We start from the raw sequence: 22,524 nt of genomic DNA, 5'->3' as shown, positions 1-22,524 counted from the left end.
GTCAGTCGCCGATCTCGATCTTTCCGTTCGGTGCGGCGGCGGTGTCCTGCTGGGCCGGGACCTGCGGCTTCGGGCCCGCGCCCTTGAGGTTCTGCAGCAGGGCGGCGAGGTCGACTCCCGTGGTGGAGCTGAGGAGCTCCATGCCCTGGGCGACGTTGTCCGTGACCGTGCGCGACAGCTGGCTCGCGCCGTCCGTCGAGATGACGGTCAGCTTGTCGATGGCGCTCAGCGGCTCGGACGCCTTGGCGACGACCTGCGGGAGCACCTCGACGAGCATCTGGAGGACGGCCGCGTCCCCGTACCGCGCGAAGGCGTCGGCCTTCTTCTGCATGGCCTCGGCCTCGGCCGAACCCCGGGCGGCGATGGCTGCGGCCTCGGCCTCACCCTCGATGCGCACGGCATCGGCGAGCGCCGAACGGTGCAGCTTCTCGCCCTGACCGGTCAGCCGGGACCGCTCCGCGTCCGCCTCGGCCTCCTTGACCTGGGCGATGCGGCGGGCCTCCGCCTCCTGCTCGGCCTGGTAGCGCGCGGCGTCGGCGGGCTTGCGGACCCGGGTGTCGAGCTCGCGGTCGGTCAGGGCGGCCTGACGCTGGGCCACCTTCTCCTGCTCGGTGAGGACTTCCTGCTGGCGGGCGGCCTCGGCGAGCGGGCCCGCGGCGGCGGCCATCGCCGCGGCGGCCTCCGTCTCGGCCTTGATCTCGGCCTGCTTGAGGTAGAACGTCCGCTCGGCGATGGCGATCTCCTCGGCGGCCTTCAGCCGGGCCTGCTCCGAGGCGCGGCGGGCGATCGCCTCCGCGATGTCCGCCTCCTGCTTGGCGCGGGCGGCCTCGGGGCGGCCGAGGTCCTCCAGGTAGGAGCCCTCGGTGGTGATGTCCTGGATCTGGAAGGCGTCCAGGATCAGGCCCTGACCGGACAGGCTCGCCTCGGCCTCCTCCGCCACCTGGCCGGCGAACGCGGCCCGGTCGCGGATGATGTCCTCGACCGACATCCGGCCGACGATGGCGCGCAGCGCACCGGAGAGCACTTCCTGGGTGAAGCCGACGATGCCGTCCTGCTGCTGGAGGAAGCGCTGGGCGGCGGCCCGGATGGCGTCCTCGCTGCCGCCGACCTTGACGATCGCGACGCCTTCCAGGTGGGACTTGACCCCGCGCAGGGTGACGGCCCCGCGCACGGCGACGGGGATGTGCCGGCTGGAGAGGTCCAGGGTGAACTTCTGCTGGACGAACGGCACGACGAAGACGCCGCCACCGACGACGACCTTCTGGCCGCTGTTGTCGATGCTGGACCGTCCGGTCACCGGGTCGACGGACTTCTTGCCCCGGCGGCCGGTGATGATGAACGCCTGGCTGGGTCCCGCGACCTTGTAGCGGGTGATGACGGCGAGGGCGAGCAGGAAGAGGAGTACGACGACTCCGACGATGGCGATCAGGACTGGACTCATAAGGGTGTCCCCCTCTGCCTCCCGACGGGGACGGCAGTTCTGTGGCGAGCGGTGGCGTGCGGGCCGGCGTGCCGGCTCAGCGTTCGACGGGACGGACCGAGACCGAGGTGGTCGAGAGCGTCGCCTCGACCCAGATCTCGGTGCCGCGTTCGACCGGTACCGGGCTCTTCGCCGAGAGCTTCACGGGCTGCCCCCCGAGCCGCAGCAGCACCTCGCCGTAGCCGTCGGCCGGAATGGCTGTGACCACGGAACCCGACGTGCCGACGAGGTCCTCGTCCCGCGGCGTGGCATGGGTCTGATCCCGCATCAGGGCCCGGCTGAACTTCCAGGTCAGCCAGGCCGCGACCAGACCGGCGAGCACTCCGGCGGCGGTGGCGGCGATCGTGCCGACGCCGGTCGTACCGAGCACGATGGCGCCGCCGAAGCCGAGCATCGAGAGGAAACCGGCGATCACGGGAAGGGAGACCAGTCCGCTGAAGAGGCCTTCCAGGAGGCCCCCGAAGAGTCCTTCGAGGATCCCGTCGAAGATCAGTGACAGGGCGAGAAGTGCGATTCCCGCAATTCCGAGACCGAGGAACAAGGTCACGCGGTCACTCCTCCCGGCTGCCGGAATCCCCCGAAGATTTCCGTCGAACTGGCTGGATGGTCCCATACATCCCCGACCGCCGACACTGCCGTGTCCCGGCAGTGTTCTACCTGTTACCCATGCCGGACAAACGCTCCGCCAACGTGTCCAGCGACTGGAACGTGGCGCCGAGCAGCGCCACGTGCTTCCAGCGGAGCACCCCCTCGGCGTCGATCAGGAACACCGCGCGCCGCACCCCGATCCCGGGCGCCGCCACCCCGAACGCGCGGGCCGTCTCACGGCCCGTGTCCGCGAGGAGCGGCATGCGCAGCCGATGGGCGCGGGCGAACGACTCGTGGCTGTCCACATCCTGTGGACTGATTCCCCAGACCTCCGCGTCGAGCCCCTCGAAGGTCTCCATGCCCGAGGAGTACGAGCAGAGCTGCTTGGTGCACACGGTCGTGTTGTCGCCCGGGTAGAAGGCGAGGACGACGGCCCGGCCGCGCGCGGCCGAGAGCGTGTAGTCGCGGCGCTCGAAGGAGTCCCCGTCGAGTGCGCCTCCCGCGAGGGTGAAGTCCTGGACCTGCGAGCCGATTTGAGGTGACGATCCCATGTGATGTCCTTCGCTGTCCGGCGCTGCGTGAGGGTGCTGCCCGTGCTCCGTACAGCATGCTCGGTACGGCTTCGATCACCGCACCCGGAGGTACCTATGACGCAACCACGCCCGCCGGCCGCCGCGGTGCTCCTGCTGCACGGTGGCCGGGAGACCGGTCTCGGGGTGCCGCCGCCCGGCCCGCTCAACCTGCCGGCGGTGCGGATGCGGCCGTTCGCGCGCGGTCTGCGTGACGCGCTGCCCGGCGACGTACTGGTGCGGGCGGTCCGGTACGGGCACCGGGGCTGGAACGGGGACCGGGCGGATCCGCTGCACGACGCCGTACGCGCCCTGGACGAGCTGTGGCGTACGGCGGGGGAGGTCCCGGTCGTGCTGCTCGGGCACTCGATGGGAGGCCGAGCCGCCCTGGCCGCCGCGGGACATCCGCTGGTACGGGGCGTGGTCGGCCTCGCCCCGTGGTGCCCGAAGGGCGACCCGGCCGCCCAACTGGCCGGACGGGACGTCGTCCTGGTGCACGGCACCCGCGACCGCGTCACGAACCCGGCGGACTCCCGCGCGCTCACCGAACGGGCCAGGAAGGACGGTGCCCGGACCTGCCTGGTCACCGTGGAAGGCGGCGACCACGCGATGCTCCGGCGCGCCCCCGCCTGGCACCGCCTGACGACCGCTCTGGTCGCCGGGCTGCTGGCCCGGGCACCGCTCCCCGGGCCCGTGGCCGAGGCGCTGCGGCTGCCTCCGGGGGCCACGGCCGACGAGGGGGCGGTGGACCTGGACCGGCTGCTGCCGGCCGGCGGTCCGTGAACCCGCCCTGGCCCTACACGCCGGGCGGCACGGGCGGGGCGTAGTAGCCCAGGAACATGTCCACCCCGTGGGTGATCAGCCGGTCGGTGGCGTCGTCGTCGATCGTCGTGCCGTACGAGCCGAAGACCAGGTGCGGGAAGACCAGCAGTGCGTACAGCTGGACGATCGCCGTCTCCAGGTCGGGGATGACCAGCCGGCCGCGGCCGGCCAGCTCGCGCAGGGCGTCCGCGACGGCGGGGTGGTGGCCCTCGGGGCCATGGCCCTGCCAGGCCTGTGCGATCTCCGGGAAGCGGTGCAGCTCCGCGGCCACCAGGTTGCGCAGGGCGATCACATCGGCGTTGCCGCGGACGGCGGCCACCCAGGTCCGGGCCGCGTCGACGAGGGCGGCCCGCAGGTCGGGGGCGTCGGCGAGGGCGGCGAGCGCTGTCGTGGACGCGCCGCCGAGCGGCTCGTCGAGCGCCCCCGCGATGACGGCGGTGAACAGCGCCTCCTTGCTGCCGAAGTGGTTGTAGACCGTCACCTTCGAGACGCCCGCCTCCGCGGCGATGACGTCCATGCCGACGCCGAAACCGTCGCGGAGGAACGCCTCGCGGGCCGCCTTCACGATGGCCTGCCGCTTGGCCTCGGCGCGGGGTCCGGCGGGGCGGGGCTTGTTGTCCATGGGCCGATGCTAACAGCGACCTGAACTGAACGGTTGAGTTCAAGTGTACTGAGCCGTACAGTTCAGTTCATGACTCATGACACCCCCTCGAAGACCTCCGTGCGAGGCGCAGGCCCCCCGGACGGCGGCAGCAGCCGGCACGGACACGGCAACGATCACGGACACGGGCACGGCGACGGACACGGGCACGGCCACGGCCACCACCGGCCACCTGCCGTCCGCCGGCCCGGGGTGATGCTCGCGCTCATCTGCGTCGCCCAGTTCATGCTGGTGCTCGACGTCACCGTGGTGAACGTCGCGCTCCCCGACATGGCCGCCGATCTGCGTCTCAGCCGCACCGCGCTGACCTGGGTGGTCACCGCGTACACCCTCTGCTTCGGCGGACTGATGCTGCTGGGCGGCCGCCTCGCCGACGCGCTCGGGGCCCGGCGCACCCTGCTCGCCGGTCTGGCCGTCTTCACCGCCGCCTCGCTGGCCTCCGGGCTCGCCGGCAGCGCCTCGATGCTGATCGGCGGCCGGATCGCGCAGGGCGTGGGCGCCGCGCTGCTGTCTCCGGCGGCGCTCTCGCTCGTCACCACGTCGTTCCACGGGCCCGCACGCAACAAGGCGCTCGGGGTGTGGGCCGCGATCGGCGGCACCGGATCGGCGATCGGGGTGCTGGTGGGCGGCGCCCTGGCCGGCGGACCCGGCTGGAGCTGGGTCTTCTACGTCAACGTGCCCGTCGGCATCGCCCTGCTCGCCGCCCTCCCCGTCTTCGTACCGGCGAGCGCACCCCGGCCGTCGGCGCGGCTCGACGTGCCCGGGGCCGTGCTCGTCACGGCCGGTACCGGTGCGCTGATCTACGGACTCGTCAAGGCGGGGGACGGTGGGTGGGGCGCCCCCGCCACGCTGCTTCCGTCGGCGGCCGCCGTGGTGCTGTACGCGGGATTCGCGGCGGTCGAGCGGGTGACCCGGGAGCCGCTGATGGACCTGCGGATGTTCACCCGCAGGCCGGTGCTGGCCGGGGCGTTCCTGATGCTGATCGCCACCGGACTGCTGATCGCGTTCTTCTTCCTCGGCTCGGTCTACCTCCAGCACGGCCGCGGCTTCGGGGCCCTGAAGACCGGGCTCGTCTTCCTGCCGGTGGCGGTGGCCGTCGGCGTCGGCGCGCACCTGGGCTCGCGGCTCGTCACATCGGTGGGGAGCCGGGCCACCGCGGTCGGCGGCATGGTGACCGCCACCGCCGCCTGCGCCCCGCTGACCGGGCTCGACGCGGACAGCAGTGTGTACGGGGTGCTGATGCCGGGTCTCGCGGTGGCCGCCTTCGGGCTCGGCGCGGTGTTCGTCACCGCCACCACGACGGCGCTCGGCATGGTCGCGCACGAGGAGGCCGGGCTCGCCTCCGGAGTGGTCAACACCTTCCACGAGGTCGGCGGGTCGATCGGTGTCGCGGTCGTGTCCACGGTGGCCGCCGCGGGAATCGGCGGCGCGGCGGGGACGGTGACCGGCTTCGCGGACGCGTTCCTCGTGTGCGCGGTGGCCGCGGGCGGCTGCGCGGCGGTGTGCGCGGTGCTGGTGCCCCGGGGGAAGCCGGAGACCGGGGGCGCGATGCCTGTGCACTGAAACCGGCGTGCGGCGGGTGTTCTGCGGATGCGGGCGAGGTGCGGTCGGCCGACGATGAAGGGCCGGGCAGTCGGGCGGCCCGCGCCCTGCCCCAGGAGGTTGTCTTGCTGGCCGATGCGCACGCCGACATTCCGTCGCCGCTCGACATCGTGGCGCTCGCGGCGCTCATCGAGGGCACCACGGCCGGGGTGGGCGTGCTCGACACCCGGCTGCGCTACCTGTACGTGAACCCGGCCCTCGAACGGCTCAACGGCATCCCGGCCGCCGCACATCTGGGCCGTACGGTCTCCGAGGTGCTTCCGGACATCGACGCCCGCGAGGACCTGATGCGCGCGGTCCTCGCCGACGGCCGGGCCCGCGAGATCACCTCCAGCGGCCGGACCCCCGCCGCGTCCGGCACCGCCACCCGCTACTGGCACGGGGCCTACCACCGCCTGGAGGTGGGCGGCCGGATCGTGGGCGTCGCCGGGATCGTGCTGGAGGTCATGGCATCCGACGAGGAACAGCGCCAGCTGGCCCAGGCCCGGCGCCACATGAACCTCCTGGACACCGCGAACGCCCGCATCGGCACCACCCTCGACATGGACACCACCTGCGCCGAACTCGTCGACCTCGTCGTCCCCGCGCTCGCCGACCTCGCCACCGTCGAGGTCTTCCCGCCCGACGTCGCACCGCCGGTGCGCCCCGCACCGCCCGGGGTGGTCCGGCTGCGGCGGGCGGCCCTGACGGCGGTGCCGGGGCTGCGCGAGGCGGTCGCGCAGTTCGGTGTCGCAGGCGACTACGTCGACTACCAGGAGGACGCGGCCGTACCGCGCTGCCTGTCCACCAACCAGCCCGTGGTCGAGAACCTCACCGGCGACGAACAGCTCGGCCGCTCCGCACCGTCCCCCGAACGGGTCACCGCCTACCGGGCCCTCGGGATGCATTCCGCGGTCATCGTGCCGGTCGCCGTGCGCGGCGGTCCGATCGGCGTTCTCGGCCTGGTCAGGGCCGGGGACTCGCCCGTCTTCACGGACGAGGACGTGGTGGTCGCCCGGGAGCTCGCAGGGCGGGCCGCCGTCGACCTCGACCACGCGCGCCGCTTCACCCACGAGCACACCATCGCCCTGGAACTCCAGCGCTCCCTGCTCTCCGAGCCGCGTCCGCCGCACCCGCACATCGAGATCGCCACCCGCTACCTGCCGGCCGACCGGAGCGTGCTGGTCGGCGGCGACTGGTTCGACGTCATCCCGCTGCCCGACGGCCGCCACCTCAAGGCGATGGGCGATGTGATGGGACACGGCGTCGAGGCGGCCGTCGCGATGAGCCACTACCGCTCCCTGCTGCGACTGCTGGCCGACGAGAGACTGCCGCCGCACCGCATCCTGGAACAGCTCGACCGGATGGTCGAGCGGTCCGGGCCCGACCGGGCGGCGACCTGCCTGCTCGCCGTCGTCGACCGGGCCGGCGGGGTGTGCGAGGTGTCGAGCGCCGGCCATCTGCCTCCGGTGCTCATCGACCCCGGCCCGGCCGGTACCCGGCTGGGCGATGTGACGGCGGGCCCCCCGCTCGGCACCGGGTTCGGCGGCTACCGGACGACGAGGATCGAGTGCGGTCCGGGAACGGTGCTTTTCATGTACACCGACGGGCTGGTGGAGCGGCGCGGCGAGGACATCGACGTGTCCGTAGGCCGGCTCGAGGAACTGACCCTGCCGGCGAGCGGCGAACTGGAGGACCTGCTGGACGAGGTGCTCGACCGGTTCGGCCCGGGCGCCGAGGACGACATCGCGGTGATGGCCTCACGGGCGCGGTCGGTGGCCCCGGACGGCGACTGCGCGAAGGACTGAGTCCCGGGCCCGCCCGTCGGATCAGCCCAGTTCGAGGCTGGTGATGCCGAACAGCCCCGTGTGATCGACGTCGGGCACCGCACCGGTGTACATGCGGGCCGTCTCGAACGACGGGGTGAGCCCGAGCTGTTCGGCCAGCCGCACCGCCGCCGGGTTGACGCCGGGGACGTCGACGGCGACGGGGGACGACGGGTCCGTGGCCGCGAGTGCGCTCACCAGCGCGCCCGCGATCTCCGGCGTGGCCGCGTACAGCGGGCCGATGCGCGACGACGTACGGCAGGCGCGCAGCACGGCGAGTCCCCGCACCTCGCCGTCGGACAGCGCGACCAGCGCGGTGCGGCCGGGCGTGGTCGTCCAGGCCGCGAGGAAGCTGTCCCGTTCCGCCGGGAAGAACCGGCGGTCGTACGCGGTGACCCGGCCGAAGGGCAGTGTGCGGGCGTCCACCAGGGTGACGCCGGGCGGCGGGGCGACGTCGACCGGGACGAGCCCTTCGTACCGCAGGTTCGTCCACGCCGGACGGAACCCGGACCTGCGGTAGTTGGGCTGCTGCTCGACCACTCCGTCGAGACCGGTGTTCCGTCCGGCCAGCCGCGCAGTCCCGGCGGCCCAGAGCCGCATCCCGTATCCCTGTCCGCGCAGTTCCGGGCGGGTCAGGTAGAAGCCCAGGAAGCCGAAGCCGGTGCCGTAGCGGACCACGGAGACACACGAGGCGGGCACCCCGTCGATGCGGCCGATCAGGAAACCGCACGGATCGGCGGCGAAGAACGCCTGACCGTCGGTCAGCCCGGGGTTCCAGCCCTCGGCATGGGCCCAGTCCGCCATCATCCTGATGTCGTCCGCGCTTGCTGTGGTGATCTCGAAAGTCGGCACGGATCCACCATGGACCCGGCGGGCTGCCCGTTCAACGACGCCTCGCCCCGCTCACACGAACAGGAACGCGCCCGCCGTCGCCGCGCCGAGCGCCGTACCGGCCGTCACCTGGCCCACCGTGTGGTAGCCGAGCGCGACCCGCGACCAGCACACGGCGGCCGTCATGACGTACCCGGACAGCCACCACGGCGAGTGCACCACGGCCAGCAGCGCGACCACGGCCGAGGCGACCGAGGCGTCCACCGAGATCTTCCAGACCGTGTTGACGGCCAGCAGGACGACGGTCATCGCCCACAGCCCGAGCATCGCGGTCAGGATGCCCGAGGGGGCGCCACCCAGCACCATGACCGCAGAACCGATGCCGATGGAGCCGAGGATGACGAGGAAGATCGGGGCCCGCTTGGTCCGGTCGACGACATGGCGGTCGCCCCAGGTGCCGCGCCCCCGCTCCCACTCGATGTAGCCGGCCGGGACGAGCCCGGCGCACAGGGCGCCGAGGAATCCCCAGAGCAGCCCGGTCCAGTGCCCCGCCGCTGCCAGTCCGATGGCGAGCATGCCGGCCAGCAGGAGGTTGCGGGGCTGGAAGATGTCGGTCACGGTCCGCGCGGCGGACGGGCCGGCGTCGTGGGTGGTGCTCGTGCTCATGCCTGCTGCTCCTGCTCCCTGGACCGTCCGGCCGTGACCGCCGCGGAGGATTCGAGTACCTGCCGGGCCTGCTCCGGCGTGACCGTGCGGTACGCCGTCGCCACCCGGACCAGCCAGGCGACCTCGCCGTCCTGGTCGGTGGCGTGCTGGGTGCCGACGGCGGCCGCGTCGCCCGCCGGTGCCCCGGCGCTCCGGGCCGAGAGCGCCGCCTTGATCCAGTAGGCGTCGGCCAGCGGCCCGGCCTGCTTCCGGTCGGCGATCCCGGCCCCGGCGGCGGCCTCGGCGGCCGGCAGCAGCGAGTCGGGGACGTAGTGGCGCAGCTTCTCCACCGCGTCGGCGATGTCCGCCGACCAGCGGTCGACGCGCAGATCGGCCGGGGTGCCGAAGCGGGTCAGCTCGCGCAGCAGGGGCGCCGGGGGGTCGAAGGGCTGGTCGGGGAAGGCCGTCATCAGCTCGTACCAGAGCGCGTGCAGCTGCGTCTGGGCGCGCCAGAGCTTCGCCCGGCGGCGGACGTTGCTCAGTGCGGGGATGGAGGCGCCGATCGCGAAGAAGGCGAACAGCGCCACCTGCGAGGCCTCGGTGACCTCGTCGAACTTCAGGGCGAAGGCCTCGCCGGGCTGGTCGACGACGCTGACCCAGAGGAACAGCGTCCGGCTGACGGTGTAGCCGACGCCGATGAACATGGCGAACGTCATCATCCCCAGGCCCACCCGCAGATGGCGCCGCTCGGCGCTCGCGGTGGCGAGCGCCCACTGGTACGCGCAGACGGCGGAGGCGGCACCGAGGTAGAGGTAGAACACGCTCATGTAGAGCGTCGCGCCCCACTGGCCCGCATGGTCGGCGACGAAGCGGTCCGACGGCGTGGACCGGTCGACGACGGTGAAGAACAGCACTGTCAGCAGTACGAGGGTGGCGACGGAGGCCTTCGCCGCGACCTGCTGGATCATCCGCGCGAACCGTACGTGGCGCGGGACCGCCCCGGCGTCGGCGTACTGGCCGTAGATCGCCACGATGTAGCTGAGAATGGCCAGAATCGCGACCGTCGCCGTGTAGTGCTTGATCAGCACCGAAAGGTCGGTGACCGGACTGTCGTTGAGCCCGATGCGCACCGCACGGGTCTTGGTCCACAGCGCGGCGGCGAATCCCGCGTAACAGCCCCACAGGGCACGGCGGCGCCGGTCCTCCTCGTCGCCCCACAGAGCGGCAGGCATGCGCCACAGGGCGACGGCTGTCATCAGGCCGGCTATCAGATAACCGGCGACGTCGAGCGGGGTCACGGCGGAAGTCCTTGTGGTGGGGGGACGGGGATCGGGGGAAGCGGCGCTACGTGCGGCGGAACAGGCCGCGGCGGCGGTGGGCGACCGGGCGCGAGAGCGAGTTGGCGAGCCGCCCCACCATGTCATCGCTCGTCACGTCCCTGGCCATGCGGGGGATGAGCGAGGCACCCAATTCGGCCATGCGTTCGTCATGGGTGTCGTACTGGGCGCGGGCCTGTACGGCGTCCGGGCTCTTCAGCGCGTCCGGGCCGACGACCCGGGCGATCAGGGAGGTGTCGAAGACGGGCAGCAGCCGCCGCAGCTGCTCCGCGTCCAGCGAGGTGCCGTGGTCGAACCACTCGTGGCACAGCTCGTGCAGGATGACGTGCTGGGTCTGGTACTCGGTGGGGCGGCGGCGGTAGAGGACGAAGCTGGTCCCGCCGGCCTTCAGCCGCAGGCCGCAGGCGGCGTTGACGCGGGCCAGCCGGTCGGGCATCTCGTGCAGCACGATGGTGCGGCCGCGGGCCGCCTCCATGTTCGCCACCAGCCCCTCGACCGTGAAGGGGGAGGGGAGCGGGAGGCCGGCCAGTCCGGCCTCGCACTCCTTCCGCAGTTCGCGCAGGGACACGGCGTCAGCTCCGCGGTTCGCCGTCGGCCGGTGGCTGCCGGTCCTGCGCGTCCTGGAGCAGGGCGAGCGCGAACTGCAGCAGCTCCGGCGGCAGCCCCTCCTCGTCCAGACCCCGTCCGGCCAGCCCGTCGATCTCGCCGGTCCGCCGCTTCGCCAGGAACTGCAGTCCCGCGACGACGTCGTCGACGACCTCGGACTCCTCCTTGAAGAAGCGCCAGTCCACGCCGAAGCCGAGGCCGAGCGCCTTCAGGATCTCCTCGGACGGCTGGGTCACCTTGCCGGCGAGGATGTTGGAGAAGTAGCTGTGGGAGAGGGACCCGCCGCGCTCCTTGACCAGGTCGGCGAAGACCCGTCCCGAGATCTTGCGGCCGGGGAAGGTCTTCTCGACCATGTACTCGACCTTCTGCCGCAGCGTTCGCAGCTCCGGCGCGCGTTCTTCGCCGCTGTCCATCCGGCCCCCACGTTCACGTCCGCCGCCCGGGCGTCTGTCCTGCTCCGCGCGGTGCTCGATTCGGTCAACGGGCTCGTACTGTAACCAACCCCGACGCGTCGTCCGCTGCCTGGGGAGCCCTGACGGGACACCGTAAAGGGATGAAGGGGAGCATCCTGCTCCGGTGTCCGGAACAGGCTTGCGCAAACACTCTACGTCACTGTTAACTCGAAAAAACATGGGCAGGGGACCACGAGGGGAGTCCCTTGCCCGTGAAGACACCTGCGCGAACCCGCCTCCTGTACGAGGGCCGGGCGCGCACATGGGTGTAGCCCTTCACGACGGGGGATGCGTGAAGGGCTACGTGTGCATTATGACCTCTGGCCAGGCAGTCATCAACTGACCGGCCGGTCAGTGTTCTTGGCGGACCCCTGGCCGGCCCTCCCGGAGGGCGCGGTCACGACGGCCCCGGGGCGGGCCCGGAAGGCGGGGTCCGGCGGCGGGCCCAAGAGCGTCGGGACCGGGGCGGATCAGATTATTTCCCCCGTCCGGCCCCGGAAATCTGTCGCGGCTATGCTAGACACGATGGCTCGCACAATGAGAGTTTCTCGTTCGGTCAACGAAGTCAGCGATACGCGGCAGGTGCACATGCCCCCCGAAACCCCTCCGCATGCCACTGACCGTCTCGATGACGACGACTACCCCGCCTACACCATGGGCCGCGCCGCGGAGATGATCGGTGCGACGCCCGGATTCCTCCGTGCGATCGGTGAGGCCCGGCTGATCACTCCGCTGCGGTCGGAGGGCGGCCACCGCCGCTACTCGCGCTACCAGCTGCGCATCGCGGCCCGCGCCCGTGAGCTCGTCGACGGCGGAACGCCGATCGAGGCCGCGTGCCGCATCGTGATCCTGGAGGACCAGCTCGAAGAAGCGCTCCGGCTGAACGAGGAGCTGCGTCGGCCGACCCCGGGCCGCGACACGCCCTGAGCGGGCGCCGTCCCCGTCCCGCGCCGTCCCCGTACGTCCGTCCCCGTCTCGCCGGTTTCGGAGCCGTGCCCGCCGCTTGCCGTCCCGCGCCGGCCGCTTGCCGTCCCGCGCCCGCCGTTCCCGGCCCCGGCGCGCGCCGCCCCGGTGCGCGGTCTGGGTGCAGTGCTCGTCGGTGACGGAGTGGTGCGTGAACTCCATTGCTGCGGCGCGTAGTCGGCTCCACGTCCCGTCGGGCCGGTAGGGCCGGGGTGCACGTGCGGTGCGCCGGTCCCGAGGCTCCGTAGCACGGAGCGACGAATATCTATAGCCGCAAGCACAGAATTTTATGCAATGCCCGGTGAAGGTTTATGACGCGCCGGGCGGAGTGAAATTACTTGCCGCGCCCGCTCGCATTCATTGTGCTACTGTAGATCTCAGTTGCAGTTGTGGTTCCCAAAGACTCCAAGTGCTCTCCTCGGCTAAATGGGCCGGTGGGTGCGCTTTTGTATTTTCCGGTTCATTATCCGGATGGGGTAATCATCGCGGCGACGCGGGACTGGCACAGTGCTAGCCCCCGGGCTCTGCCCCAGAAGGAGATAAAACATGGCTACTGGCACCGTCAAGTGGTTCAACGCGGAAAAGGGCTTCGGCTTCATCGAGCAGGATGGTGGCGGCGCTGACGTCTTCGCCCACTACTCGAACATCGCCGCCAGCGGCTTCCGTGAGCTGCAGGAGGGCCAGAAGGTGAACTTCGACGTCACGCAGGGCCAGAAGGGCCCGCAGGCGGAGAACATCACCCCCGCGTGAATCTGATGACACCGGCGCTCACGCGCTGAGTGCGCATCCACAGCTGGGGCCCGCACCTTGGGTGCGGGCCCCAGCTCGTTGCTTTTCCCGGGTCCGCCCCCGTGCACGCCGTGCCGGTTCCACCGCCACGAGCCGCCGGGGAAGCACACAGGACCCATGCTCTTCACCATGCGGCGGACGATCCGCCATGGCTCCCGGACCACCGGTCCGCCGGAGCCCCGTGACGAGACCCGCAGGCCCGTGTCCCGGGCCGGCTCGTCCGTCATTGCGAAGCGCCGGACCCGGCTCTGCCGGGCCCGTATCGGCCCAAGACCGGCCGCCGGGCTTCGTTCACGTATGCCAACGGCCCGTTCTTGCGATTCTTGTGCCGCTCGTCGCCGCAATGAATTCCTCGATACGCGCCATATCGAGGAAAGGTTCTGCATGAACCGCGATCGCACAGCTCGCTCCAATGACCGTTTTTCCCGTACCACCCGCGGCGGTGGAGCCACCGGTTCCGGCGGCTCCCGTTCGGGTGGCGGCGGCTTCCGCTCGCAGGCCCCGGGCCGCCAGGGCAGCGGCCAGGGACGCTTCGGCGCCCCGGCCCAGCGCTCCGGTGGTGGCTACGGCCGCCGCCCCGCCGCCAAGCAGGGCGAGTTCGCCCTGCCGAAGACCATCACCCCGGGACTGCCCGCCGTAGAGGCCTTCGCGGACCTCGACATGCCCGCGCCGCTGCTGTCGGCGCTCGCGACCGAGGGCGTCACCGTGCCCTTCCCGATCCAGGCGGCCACGCTGCCGAACTCGCTCGCCGGCCGTGACGTGCTCGGCCGCGGCCGCACCGGATCGGGCAAGACGCTCGCCTTCGGTCTGGCCCTGCTGGCCCGTATCGAGGGACAGCGCGCCGACTCCCGGCGCCCGCTGGCCCTGGTCCTCGTCCCCACCCGGGAACTGGCCCAGCAGGTCACCGACGCGCTCACCCCGTACGCCCGCTCGCTCAAGCTGCGGCTGGCCACCGTCGTCGGCGGCATGTCGATCGGCCGGCAGGCCGCTGCGCTGCGCGGCGGCTCCGAGGTCGTCGTCGCCACGCCCGGCCGGCTCAAGGACCTGATCGATCGCGGCGACTGCACCCTGGACAGGGTCTCCATCACCGTTCTGGACGAGGCCGACCAGATGGCCGACATGGGCTTCATGCCGCAGGTCACCGGGCTGCTCGACCAGGTGCAGTCGGAGGGCCAGCGGATGCTGTTCTCGGCCACCCTGGACCGAAACGTGGACCTGCTGGTCCGGCGCTACCTGCACGACCCGGTCGTCCACTCGGTCGACCCGGCCGCCGGTGCGGTGACGACGATGGAGCACCACGTGCTCTACGTCCGCGGCGCCGACAAGTACGCCACCACGACGGAGATCGCCGCCCGCGACGGCCGGGTGATCATGTTCCTCGACACCAAGCACGCCGTGGACAAGCTCACCGACCACCTGCTCAGCAGCGGGGTACGGGCGGCGGCGCTGCACGGCGGGAAGTCCCAGCCGCAGCGCACCCGGACCCTGACGCGGTTCAAGACCGGACACGTCACGGTGCTGGTCGCCACGAACGTCGCGGCCCGCGGCATCCACGTCGACAACCTCGATCTGGTCGTCAACGTCGACCCGCCGAGCGACCACAAGGACTACCTGCACCGCGGCGGCCGCACCGCCCGCGCCGGTGAGTCCGGCAGCGTCGTCACGCTGGTGCTGCCCAACCAGCGCCGCGAGATGACGCGCCTGATGGCCGACGCCGGGATCACCCCGCAGATCGCCGAGGTCCGCTCCGGCGAGGCCGAGCTGAGCCGGATCACCGGTGCGCAGGCGCCCTCGGGCGTGCCCGTCACCATCACCTCGCCGCCCTCCGAGCGTCCCAAGGGCGGCTCCTCGTCCCGCGGCCGGCGCAGCCGGCCGTCCCAGGCGCGCCGCTCGTCGTCCTCGTCGGCGTCGTCGTCCTCCCAGTCGCGGAGCGGCGGCGCACCGCGCCGTTCCTCCGGCGACCGCGCCGCCTGAGAGGCTGCCGACCGCGCGGCCTGAGAGGCTGCCACCCGCGTTCCCTGCCCGGTTTCCGCTCCCGACCCCGTTGAGGCACTATGCGCTGCGTCATCGCCCGCTTCCCGTTCGACCTGTTCAAGCACGAGGTCGAGGAATCGATGAAGGGCATCAAGCCCGAACCCGTCACCGGGGAATCGGTGATCATCAGCCGTCGTGTGTACCCCGTCAAGCAGGTGGGCGAGGTCATCACCCGGCAGGACCGCCGCGACTTCTCGGCCGGTGAGGTGACCCGGGCGCTCTCGCGCCTCGGCTTCACCACCCGGTCCGTCCCGGCCCCCGCCGCACCCGTGGTGCTCAGTCCCCTGGAGGCGGCCTCGGCCGCACTGGGGACTCCCGGCCAGGACGCCTGAGCCGGCACCGTCACACACCGAGGCCCGGTCTCCCCGAGAGGGAGGCCGGGCCTCGGCGCGTGCGGTGTCAGGCCCAGAGCGCCTCGGCGAGCGTGACACCGGCGAACGCCGCGCCGAGACCCGCGACCACGCTCGCCACCGCGTTGGCCGCCGCGTAGAACCGTGCCCCGCCCTCGGCCAGCCGCAGCGTCTCGTAGCTGAACGTCGAGTACGTGGTCAGGGCCCCGCAGAGCCCCGTCCCGAGCAGCAGCTGCAGGTGCGAGGAGGCGGCGCCGGCCGCCGCCGCGCCGGTCAGCAGGCCCAGCACCAGACAGCCGCTGACGTTCACCGTGAAGGTCCCCCACGGGAAGACGGTGTCGTGCCTGGCCTGCACCGCACGGTCGGTGAGGTACCGCAGCGGGGCACCGACCGCCGCGCCGACGACCACCAGCAGCCAGTTCACGGGCGCTCCCCGGGGTCCCGCGCCGGGAGGACGATCTCGCAGGCGTCCAGCGTGACCGTGCCGTCTGCGGTCAGTTCGGCGATCAGCGGCAGGAACGCACGGATCTTCGCCTCCGCGTCCACGATCACCACCGCGACCGGCAGGTCCTCGCTGAGCGACAGCAGCCGCTGGGTGTGGATCATGGAGGAGGCGCCGAAGCCCTCGATGCCCCGGAACACACTGGCGCCCGCCAGTCCCGCCGCGTGCGCCCGGTGCACGATCTCCGTGCAGACCGGACGGTGGTGCCAGGTGTCGGACTCGCCGACCAGGACGGTCAGCCGCAGGCCGGGTGCCGTGTCCGGTGTCGTCATGCCTGCCTCCACGCCAGTGCGCGGCGTGTCAGCCACACCGCGCTTCCCACCGCCGCGAGGGCCGCGAGCAGTGTCACACCCAGATAGACCAGACCGGTGCGGACCCGGCCGCCGTCGACGAGGCGCTCGATGTCCACGGCGTACGTGGAGAAGGTGGTGAACCCGCCCAGTACCCCGGTGCCGAAGAACGGCCGCACCAGGCGGTGGACCGTCCACACCTCGGTGATTACGACCATGAACACACCGATCACCGCGCAGCCGACGACGTTCACCACGAGGGTCGTCCACGGGAACGTGCCCGTCGGGGTGGGCCACAGGAGCGCGGCCCCGTAGCGGGCGCAAGCGCCCACCGCGCCGCCGAGCGCGACCACCGCGACGACGGCGGTCTGCGGGTTGCGGGACTTCGTGGACACACTTCTCCTACCTGCCGGGGCACCCGCCGGACGCGGCTGCGCACGTACGCAAGCAGGGACCGTTGGCGGCACTCCGGCCGCGGTTCGGGTACGGCGGGCCCCACCGCCGTGCGGTGACCGTCGCCGGTCCCCGCTCTCCTCAGAATATCGCCCGGATCCTGCGGGGCGGGTTGACCTAGGGTTGCCGGGTGTATGCGAACGGGGAGTTGCGGACAGCAGTAGGGGACATCCAGCGGGGCCGCATCCCCCGCCAGCGGGACGGGGAGCGGGGGGACAGGGAGCCGGAAGCCGGGAAGCCGTGGTGGCGGCGGCACGCTGTGCCGGTCGTCGCCGTGGCCGTCGTGATTCCGCTCTACGCCGTGTGGGCCGCCGTCCTGGCCACCGGCGGCGGTGACCTCGCCGCGCAGCTCGCCTGGTCGGGGTTCACGGCCCGCCACCCGGGTGCGGCCTACAACCTCTCCTGGTACGGGGGGACGCACACGGCCAACTACAGCGTCTTCTCCTCGTACTTGATGGCATTCTTCGGTGTCCGGGCGGTGTCCGTGGCCGCCGGGATCGCGGGCACCTGGCTCATGGCCCTCCTCTTCGTACGCAGGGGTGTGCCGCATGCTCTCCTTCCCGCGGTCCTCGCCGCGCTCGCCCTGTGGTGCAACGTCGCGTCGGGGCGTACGACCTTCGCGCTCGGTGTCGCCGTCGGGCTCGTCGCCTGCCTCTACGTCCACCGCTCGGTGACGGCCGTCGTGGCCGGGGCGCTTGCGACGATGGCCAGTCCGGTCGCCGGGCTGTTCCTCGTGGTGGCGGGGGCCGCCTACCTTCTGGACCGGCAGTGGCGAAAGGGCGCGGTGCTGATGGTGCCGTTCTTCGCCGTCGTGGGCGCCACCGCGGTGCTCTTCCCGTTCCAGGGCGAACAGCCCATGGCCGCCAACAGGCTGTGGATGCCGGTCGTCGTCTGTGCCGTCCTCGCGGTCGCGGCGCCGGTGGGGCGGGAATGGCGTCTGCTGCGGTACGGCGCCATGGTGTACGCCGTCGGCGTGCTCCTCACCTTCCTCATCGCGTCCCCGATCGGTACGAACGTGGAGCGGCTGCTCGGTCTCGTCGCCGTGCCCGTGCTGGTCATGGCGGTCCTCGCCCTCGTCCGGGAGAAGGCGTGGGTGCGGACGGCCGTGATGGCGGTGGCCCTCGTGCTGTCCGCCAACTGGCTGGTCGACAAGACCGTGGACGACCTCCGGGTGTCCACGGAGGTGCCGTCCTGGGCGTCCCGTACCGAGGGCGTGGTCGGTGAACTGCGCCGGCTCGACGCCGGTCTCGGCCGCGTGGAGGTCGTTCCGGCCCGAAACCACCGCGAGGCGGCGGCACTTGCCCCGCACGTGAACATGGCGCGCGGCTGGAACCGCCAGCTCGACGTCGAACGCGGGCGGCTCTTCTACGACGGGCGGCTGTCCCCCGCCGCCTACCGGGCCTGGCTGGACCGGTGGGCCGTGGGCTACGTGGTGCTGCACCACGGACAGCCCGACGGCCCCGCCGAGGCCGAGGCGGCGCTGATCAGGTCCGGTCAGCCGTGGCTGAAGCGGGTGTGGCGGGACGAGGGCTGGACGATCTACCGGGTACGGGGCGCGAGGCCGCTGGTGGAGGCCCCCGGCGAGGTCGCGGGCGGCGACGACGCCGAGCTGGTGGTGCGGATGCCCGAGGCGGGATCGGTGACCATCCGCGTCGCCCATTCACCGTGGCTGCGGGTGCGCGGCGTGGACGGGGCCGCCGGGGGCTGCCTGCGGCAGGACGGTGAGTGGACGAGGCTGACCGTGCCGAAGGGCGGGACGTACCGCCTGGACTCGGCGTACCGGCTGCCGCGCGGCGGGGGCTGCTGAGGCGGCGTGTCGGTTTTGGGGCGGTGGGGGCTGCTGAGGCCGTGTACCGGCCCCTGCGGCAGTGGTTGTCCGCCCTGTGCGGCTCGCGGGCCGGACCAGCGGTTTCACCCGATCGGCCACCGCATCTGCGCGCCGGGCGGAGAGGCCGCAGGGTGGTCCCATGTGGCTCCGTCACCGACTCTGGCCGGCTGCCGCGGTTCTCCCGCTCACCCTTCTGATGCTGCGGGACGCCCCGGTGCGCCTCGTGCTGCCCCCGCCGGACACCCCGGTCCACCAGCGGCCGCGCGGGGTGCCGCAGCCCGCCATCGTCACCCGGGCGGGCTGGCACGCGGACGAGGGCATGGTGCGGGAGCACGCGGTCTACACGGGCGCCGTGCGGGCGGTCTTCATCCATCACACGGGGGAGTCCAACACCTACGACTGCGCCGACGTGCCACGCATGCTGCGGGCGGTCGAGGAGTCCCACATCAAGGGCAACGGCTGGGACGACATCGGCTACAACTTCCTCGTCGACCGGTGCGGGACGATCTACGAGGGCCGGGCCGGCGGCATCACGCGGCAGGTCCGCGGGGCGCACACCACGGGTTTCAACGCCGACAGCGTCGGCATAGCCGTGCTGGGCAACTACGGCCGCGGGGCCGAGGTGCCGCAGGCCATCGTCAAGGCCCTCGCCGAGGTGGCCGCGTGGAAGCTGCGGCCCGGGTCGGACCCGCGCGGCACGGTGCGGCTGGTCTCGACGAACGACGCGAGCAGGTATCCGAAGGGCAAGGCGGCCGTGCTGCACGTCATCTCGGGCCACCGAGACGCCTACCAGACCAACTGTCCCGGAGAGGCGCTGTACGCGCAGCTGCCCGCGATCCGGGCCGCGGCGGCGGCCCTGCGCGAGGCGCGGACGGGCACGGAGGACGCGGAGAGTCCTCCCTGAGGTTCGTACTAGTGCATAATGCTGTTCTGTCTAGTTCAAAATGGGTTAGCATGCCGCCATGCCTGCCACGACCCCGCTTCCCGTGACCCTGACCGGCCGCCACGTCCGCGTCGAGCCGCTGTCCCAGGACCATCTCGACGACCTCTTCGCCGCCGGCGGCGGTGACGACGAGGTCTGGCGCTGGCAGGGCGGACCGGCCCCGCAGACCCGGGAGGCGCTCGGCGCGAAGCTCACGGACCTGCTCGCAGCAGCGCGACGCGGGGTGTACGTCCCGTTCGCCGTCATCCACCGGGCGAGTGGCCGGGCGGTCGGCTGGACCACCTACATGGACGTCGACGCGGCCCACGAACGCCTGGAGATCGGATGGACGTGGTACGGCCGCGCCCACTGGCGATCGGCCGTCAACACCGAGACGAAGCTGCTTCTGATCGGCCACGCCTTCGACGAACTGGGAATGGGGCGTGTGCAGTTGAAGACGGACCACCTCAACACCCGTTCTCAGGAAGCGATCGCCCGGCTCGGCGCCCGGCGCGAAGGGGTGCTGCGGCGCCACCGCCGCCGCCCCGACGGCACCTGGCGCGACACGGTCTACTTCTCACTGCTCGCCGACGAATGGCCCGAGGCGAAGGCGCGCCTGGAAGCGCGTCTCTGACCCTCGCCGGTCCCGCGCGGCCGGCTGCCGGCGTCCGTACGGGGGCAGGCCCCCGGGCCCGGGTCCACCGGTCGGTGGACCCGGGGTTCCACCGGGCGGGGCTGCCGGGTGAAGGGCCCCTCGAACCAGCATGGACGCATGAGAATGCGACCTGTACGTATGGCCCGTTGGAGCGCCCGGCACCCGTGGCGCGCGATCGTCGGCTGGTTCGTCTTCGTGCTCCTGTGCCTCGGCGCGGGCATCGCCACCGGCAGCAACCCCGCCACCACCGAGGACTTCTGGGTCGGCGAGGCGGGCCGCGCCGAGTCGATGGCCACCGACGGCGGCCTCCAGCGCCGGCCCACCGAACACGTCCTGATCCGCGCCGGGTCCGGCCCCCTGGACACGGAACGGGCCACCGCCGCGGCCCGCGACCTCACCGCCCGGATGGACGCGCTGCCCGAGGTGGCCGACGTGGCGCCGCCCGTCCGCTCGAAGGACGGCACGGCCCTGCGCGTGACCGTGGTCATGAAGGGCGCCGAACTCGACGCCAGGAAGAACGTCGTCCCGCTCCTCGACCGGACCGCGCAGGTGGCCGAGGCCCACCCGGACCTGATCGTGGAGGAGACCGGCTCGCCCGCCATCAGCAAGGGCGTCAACGACCAGCGCGGCGAGGACCTCGCGCTGTCCGAGCGCCTCTCCCTGCCGGTGACGCTCGTCATCCTGCTGGTCGTCTTCGGCTCGGTCGTCATGGCGGGCGTGCCCCTGCTGCTGGCGCTCTCCTCCATCGCCGCGACGATGGGCCTGGCCGGCCTGGCCTCGCACCTGATGCCCGACCCCGGCGTCGGGACCAACATGATCCTGCTCATGGGGCTCGCGGTCGGCGTCGACTACACGCTCTTCTACCTCAAGCGCGAACGCGAGGAACGGGCCCGTGCGGCGGGCCGGCTCAGCTCCGAGGCGCTCGTGGAACTCGCGGCGGCGACCGCGGGCCGGGCCGTCGTGGTCTCCGGCCTCGCCGTGATCGTCTGCACCGCCACCCTCTACCTGGCCACCGACGTCATCTTCTCCTCGCTCGCGACCGGAACCGTCCTCGTCGTCGCCGTGGCCGTCCTCAGCTCGCTCACCGTGCTGCCCGCACTGCTCGTGAAGCTCGGCCACCGCGCCGAACGCCGCGCCGCGAAGAAGGCCGCCCGCCGGGCGAAGCGCGGTGCCCCGGCCCGTACGGAGGCGGCGAAGCCCGAGAACGGCCGGATCTTCGGCGCGCTCATGCGACCCGCGCAGCGCCACCCCGCGATCACCCTGTGCGTATCGGTCCTGGTCATGCTCGCCGTGGCGGCGCCCGCTCTGGGCCTCAAGCTCATCGACCCGGGCAAGGACACCTTCTCCCGCTCCATCCCGGCCATGCAGGTCTACGACCGGCTGACCGCCGCGTTCCCCGAACTCCTGGTCAAGCACGAGGTGGTGGCCCGGAGCACCCCCGGCCGGGCGCCCCGGGTCAGGCAGGCGCTGACCGAGCTCGGCCGTACCGCCCAGGCGGACCCGCTCTTCGCCCGCACCGCCGAGCCCGTGGTGCGGACCTCCGCCGACGGCCGGACCAGCGTGCTGGAACTGGCGGTGCCGCACCCGGCACCCTCCGACGAGGCGATCGCCTCGCTGGACCACCTGCGCAACCGCTACATCCCTTCCACAGTCGGTGGGTTGACGGCCGTGGACATCGCGGTCAGTGGTGATGTGGCGCGCGGCCAGGACTACGTGCACCACGAGCGGAGCAAACTGCCGCTGGTGATCGGATTCCTGCTGCTGCTCACCTTCGTGACCACCGCCGTGGCGTTCCGCTCGGTCGTCGTCGGCCTGCTCGGAGTCGTACTGAACCTGCTCTCCGCCGCCGCCGCGCTCGGCGCACTCGTCCTGGTTTTCCAGGGCACATGGGCCGAGGGCCTGCTGGACTTCGACTCCCTCGGCGCCATCGCGTCCAGGGTGCCGCTCTTCCTCTTCGTGCTCCTCTTCGGCCTGTCGATGGACTACCAGGTCTTCGTCGTCAGCCGGATCAAGGAGGCCATGGAGCACGGGATGACGGCCCGCGAGGCGGTACTCGACGGCATCGCACGCTCCGCCAAGGTGGTGACCAGCGCGGCCCTGGTCATGGTCACGATCTTCGCGGCCTTCGTCTTCCTGCACCTCACCGAGATGAAGCAGATGGGCTTCTGCCTGGCGGTGGCGGTCCTGCTGGACGCCGTGGTCATCCGGATGATGATCCTTCCCGCCGCCCTGCTCCTCCTCGGTGAGCGGGCCTGGCGTCCGCTGCGGCCCTCGCGCCGCAGGGGCGCCGGTGCCGCTGCGGCCCCGGCCGGCCGGCCCGTCCCCCACGTAGGCTGACGG

The 22,524-nt window shown here is 72.2% G+C and carries 23 protein-coding genes; 11 read left to right on the top strand and 12 right to left on the bottom strand.

Annotation, left to right across the window (positions count from 1 at the left end; genetic code table 11):
• Position 1: 1 nt before the first annotated feature.
• From ABT025_RS06080 to ABT025_RS06070, 3 genes are all read right to left on the bottom strand, one after another.
• The gene (locus ABT025_RS06080) at positions 2 to 1,441 is read right to left on the bottom strand and encodes a flotillin family protein (protein ID WP_350990374.1); all 1,440 of its coding nucleotides are present in this window, start codon (positions 1,439 to 1,441) and stop codon (positions 2 to 4) included.
• A gap of 76 nt (positions 1,442 to 1,517) precedes the next feature.
• Positions 1,518 to 2,027, bottom strand: coding sequence for an NfeD C-terminal domain-containing protein (locus ABT025_RS06075; protein WP_350990372.1), 510 nt, complete (start codon positions 2,025 to 2,027; stop codon positions 1,518 to 1,520).
• A 106-nt stretch (positions 2,028 to 2,133) separates the two neighbouring features.
• Positions 2,134 to 2,619: a peroxiredoxin family protein gene (locus ABT025_RS06070; protein ID WP_350990368.1), complete on the bottom strand. Its 486-nt coding sequence runs from the start codon at positions 2,617 to 2,619 to the stop codon at positions 2,134 to 2,136.
• Positions 2,620 to 2,715: 96 nt separating this feature from the next.
• Between ABT025_RS06070 and ABT025_RS06065 the strand changes: the two genes are divergently transcribed.
• Entirely contained in the window at positions 2,716 to 3,420 is a 705-nt protein-coding gene (locus ABT025_RS06065; RefSeq protein ID WP_350990366.1) for an alpha/beta hydrolase, read from the top strand.
• Between the two features lie 13 nt (positions 3,421 to 3,433).
• Here the strand turns inward: ABT025_RS06065 and ABT025_RS06060 are convergent, their stop codons facing one another.
• Positions 3,434 to 4,081 (bottom strand): TetR/AcrR family transcriptional regulator, encoded by a 648-nt coding sequence (locus tag ABT025_RS06060; protein ID WP_350990364.1) that lies wholly within the window; start codon positions 4,079 to 4,081, stop codon positions 3,434 to 3,436.
• A 234-nt stretch (positions 4,082 to 4,315) separates the two neighbouring features.
• On the opposite strand from ABT025_RS06060, the gene ABT025_RS06055 reads away from it, so the two are divergent.
• Together ABT025_RS06055 and ABT025_RS06050 are read left to right on the top strand one after the other, a co-directional pair.
• Entirely contained in the window at positions 4,316 to 5,683 is a 1,368-nt protein-coding gene (locus ABT025_RS06055; RefSeq protein ID WP_350990546.1) for an MFS transporter, read from the top strand.
• Positions 5,684 to 5,787: 104 nt separating this feature from the next.
• Complete coding sequence (locus tag ABT025_RS06050) at positions 5,788 to 7,509, top strand: SpoIIE family protein phosphatase (protein WP_350990362.1); 1,722 nt, start codon at positions 5,788 to 5,790, stop codon at positions 7,507 to 7,509.
• Positions 7,510 to 7,530: 21 nt separating this feature from the next.
• On the opposite strand, the gene ABT025_RS06045 is transcribed toward ABT025_RS06050, so the two are convergent.
• Genes ABT025_RS06045 through ABT025_RS06025 form a run of 5 tightly spaced genes read right to left on the bottom strand, consistent with a single transcriptional unit; the run spans position 7,531 to position 11,359 of the window.
• Positions 7,531 to 8,379, bottom strand: a complete 849-nt coding sequence (locus ABT025_RS06045) for a GNAT family N-acetyltransferase (protein ID WP_350990360.1) — start codon at positions 8,377 to 8,379, stop codon at positions 7,531 to 7,533.
• Positions 8,380 to 8,430: 51 nt separating this feature from the next.
• Positions 8,431 to 9,024 (bottom strand): hypothetical protein, encoded by a 594-nt coding sequence (locus tag ABT025_RS06040; protein ID WP_350990358.1) that lies wholly within the window; start codon positions 9,022 to 9,024, stop codon positions 8,431 to 8,433.
• On the bottom strand, positions 9,021 to 10,301 hold the full coding sequence (locus ABT025_RS06035) for an MAB_1171c family putative transporter (protein ID WP_350990356.1): 1,281 nt from the start codon (positions 10,299 to 10,301) through the stop codon (positions 9,021 to 9,023). The genes ABT025_RS06040 and ABT025_RS06035 overlap by 4 nt, the downstream gene beginning before the upstream one ends.
• A gap of 46 nt (positions 10,302 to 10,347) precedes the next feature.
• Positions 10,348 to 10,908: a toxin gene (locus ABT025_RS06030; protein ID WP_350990354.1), complete on the bottom strand. Its 561-nt coding sequence runs from the start codon at positions 10,906 to 10,908 to the stop codon at positions 10,348 to 10,350.
• Between the two features lie 4 nt (positions 10,909 to 10,912).
• Positions 10,913 to 11,359 (bottom strand): hypothetical protein, encoded by a 447-nt coding sequence (locus ABT025_RS06025; RefSeq protein WP_350990352.1) that lies wholly within the window; start codon positions 11,357 to 11,359, stop codon positions 10,913 to 10,915.
• A gap of 627 nt (positions 11,360 to 11,986) precedes the next feature.
• Here ABT025_RS06025 and ABT025_RS06020 point away from each other — a divergent pair.
• The 4 genes from ABT025_RS06020 (at position 11,987) to ABT025_RS06005 (ending at position 15,516) form a co-directional block, all read left to right on the top strand.
• Positions 11,987 to 12,325 (top strand): MerR family transcriptional regulator, encoded by a 339-nt coding sequence (locus ABT025_RS06020; protein ID WP_350990350.1) that lies wholly within the window; start codon positions 11,987 to 11,989, stop codon positions 12,323 to 12,325.
• Positions 12,326 to 12,907: 582 nt separating this feature from the next.
• Positions 12,908 to 13,111, top strand: coding sequence for a cold-shock protein (locus tag ABT025_RS06015; protein WP_015609674.1), 204 nt, complete (start codon positions 12,908 to 12,910; stop codon positions 13,109 to 13,111).
• Between the two features lie 423 nt (positions 13,112 to 13,534).
• Positions 13,535 to 15,124: a DEAD/DEAH box helicase gene (locus ABT025_RS06010; RefSeq protein WP_350990348.1), complete on the top strand. Its 1,590-nt coding sequence runs from the start codon at positions 13,535 to 13,537 to the stop codon at positions 15,122 to 15,124.
• An 80-nt stretch (positions 15,125 to 15,204) separates the two neighbouring features.
• Positions 15,205 to 15,516: an SCO5918 family protein gene (locus tag ABT025_RS06005; protein ID WP_350990346.1), complete on the top strand. Its 312-nt coding sequence runs from the start codon at positions 15,205 to 15,207 to the stop codon at positions 15,514 to 15,516.
• Between the two features lie 67 nt (positions 15,517 to 15,583).
• Here the strand turns inward: ABT025_RS06005 and crcB (ABT025_RS06000) are convergent, their stop codons facing one another.
• The 3 genes from crcB (ABT025_RS06000) to crcB (ABT025_RS05990) are packed head-to-tail and all read right to left on the bottom strand — an operon-like array spanning position 15,584 to position 16,721.
• On the bottom strand, positions 15,584 to 15,958 hold the full coding sequence (gene crcB / locus ABT025_RS06000; RefSeq protein WP_350990344.1) for a fluoride efflux transporter CrcB: 375 nt from the start codon (positions 15,956 to 15,958) through the stop codon (positions 15,584 to 15,586).
• The gene (locus ABT025_RS05995; protein WP_350990342.1) at positions 15,955 to 16,308 is read right to left on the bottom strand and encodes a DUF190 domain-containing protein; all 354 of its coding nucleotides are present in this window, start codon (positions 16,306 to 16,308) and stop codon (positions 15,955 to 15,957) included. The genes crcB (ABT025_RS06000) and ABT025_RS05995 overlap by 4 nt, the downstream gene beginning before the upstream one ends.
• On the bottom strand, positions 16,305 to 16,721 hold the full coding sequence (gene crcB, locus ABT025_RS05990; RefSeq protein ID WP_350990340.1) for a fluoride efflux transporter CrcB: 417 nt from the start codon (positions 16,719 to 16,721) through the stop codon (positions 16,305 to 16,307). The genes ABT025_RS05995 and crcB (ABT025_RS05990) overlap by 4 nt, the downstream gene beginning before the upstream one ends.
• Before the next feature lie 317 nt (positions 16,722 to 17,038).
• Between crcB (ABT025_RS05990) and ABT025_RS05985 the strand changes: the two genes are divergently transcribed.
• The 4 genes from ABT025_RS05985 (at position 17,039) to ABT025_RS05970 (ending at position 22,521) form a co-directional block, all read left to right on the top strand.
• A complete protein-coding gene (locus tag ABT025_RS05985; RefSeq protein ID WP_350990544.1) occupies positions 17,039 to 18,586 on the top strand; it encodes a DUF8823 domain-containing protein in 1,548 nt (515 codons plus the stop codon).
• Positions 18,587 to 18,746: 160 nt separating this feature from the next.
• Positions 18,747 to 19,511: a peptidoglycan recognition protein family protein gene (locus ABT025_RS05980; protein ID WP_350990338.1), complete on the top strand. Its 765-nt coding sequence runs from the start codon at positions 18,747 to 18,749 to the stop codon at positions 19,509 to 19,511.
• A 58-nt stretch (positions 19,512 to 19,569) separates the two neighbouring features.
• Positions 19,570 to 20,163: a GNAT family N-acetyltransferase gene (locus ABT025_RS05975; RefSeq protein ID WP_350990336.1), complete on the top strand. Its 594-nt coding sequence runs from the start codon at positions 19,570 to 19,572 to the stop codon at positions 20,161 to 20,163.
• 138 nt (positions 20,164 to 20,301) lie between these two features.
• Complete coding sequence (locus ABT025_RS05970) at positions 20,302 to 22,521, top strand: MMPL family transporter (RefSeq protein ID WP_350990334.1); 2,220 nt, start codon at positions 20,302 to 20,304, stop codon at positions 22,519 to 22,521.
• Positions 22,522 to 22,524: the final 3 nt, after the last annotated feature.

Origin of the sequence: Streptomyces sp. NPDC002809 (assembly GCF_040295435.1) — a bacterium.
Taxonomy (GTDB): domain Bacteria; phylum Actinomycetota; class Actinomycetes; order Streptomycetales; family Streptomycetaceae; genus Streptomyces.
The sequence above is the reverse complement of the archived record's forward strand: the minus strand, read 5'-3'. Positions and strand labels throughout refer to the sequence as shown.

Excerpts from the sequence above, each read along its gene's own strand:
- ABT025_RS06080 (WP_350990374.1), bottom strand. The coding sequence starts at position 1,441 with ATGAGTCCAGTCCTGATCGCCATCGTCGGAGTCGTCGTACTCCTCTTC.
- ABT025_RS06070 (WP_350990368.1), bottom strand. The coding sequence starts at position 2,619 with ATGGGATCGTCACCTCAAATCGGCTCGCAGGTCCAGGACTTCACCCTC.
- ABT025_RS06065 (WP_350990366.1), top strand. The coding sequence starts at position 2,716 with ATGACGCAACCACGCCCGCCGGCCGCCGCGGTGCTCCTGCTGCACGGT.
- ABT025_RS06060 (WP_350990364.1), bottom strand. The coding sequence starts at position 4,081 with ATGGACAACAAGCCCCGCCCCGCCGGACCCCGCGCCGAGGCCAAGCGG.
- ABT025_RS06055 (WP_350990546.1), top strand. The coding sequence starts at position 4,316 with ATGCTCGCGCTCATCTGCGTCGCCCAGTTCATGCTGGTGCTCGACGTC.
- ABT025_RS06040 (WP_350990358.1), bottom strand. The coding sequence starts at position 9,024 with ATGAGCACGAGCACCACCCACGACGCCGGCCCGTCCGCCGCGCGGACC.
- ABT025_RS06025 (WP_350990352.1), bottom strand. The coding sequence starts at position 11,359 with ATGGACAGCGGCGAAGAACGCGCGCCGGAGCTGCGAACGCTGCGGCAG.
- ABT025_RS06020 (WP_350990350.1), top strand. The coding sequence starts at position 11,987 with ATGCCCCCCGAAACCCCTCCGCATGCCACTGACCGTCTCGATGACGAC.
- ABT025_RS06015 (WP_015609674.1), top strand. The coding sequence starts at position 12,908 with ATGGCTACTGGCACCGTCAAGTGGTTCAACGCGGAAAAGGGCTTCGGC.
- ABT025_RS06010 (WP_350990348.1), top strand. The coding sequence starts at position 13,535 with ATGAACCGCGATCGCACAGCTCGCTCCAATGACCGTTTTTCCCGTACC.
- ABT025_RS06005 (WP_350990346.1), top strand. The coding sequence starts at position 15,205 with ATGCGCTGCGTCATCGCCCGCTTCCCGTTCGACCTGTTCAAGCACGAG.
- ABT025_RS05995 (WP_350990342.1), bottom strand. The coding sequence starts at position 16,308 with ATGACGACACCGGACACGGCACCCGGCCTGCGGCTGACCGTCCTGGTC.
- ABT025_RS05980 (WP_350990338.1), top strand. The coding sequence starts at position 18,747 with ATGTGGCTCCGTCACCGACTCTGGCCGGCTGCCGCGGTTCTCCCGCTC.
- ABT025_RS05975 (WP_350990336.1), top strand. The coding sequence starts at position 19,570 with ATGCCTGCCACGACCCCGCTTCCCGTGACCCTGACCGGCCGCCACGTC.
- ABT025_RS05970 (WP_350990334.1), top strand. The coding sequence starts at position 20,302 with ATGAGAATGCGACCTGTACGTATGGCCCGTTGGAGCGCCCGGCACCCG.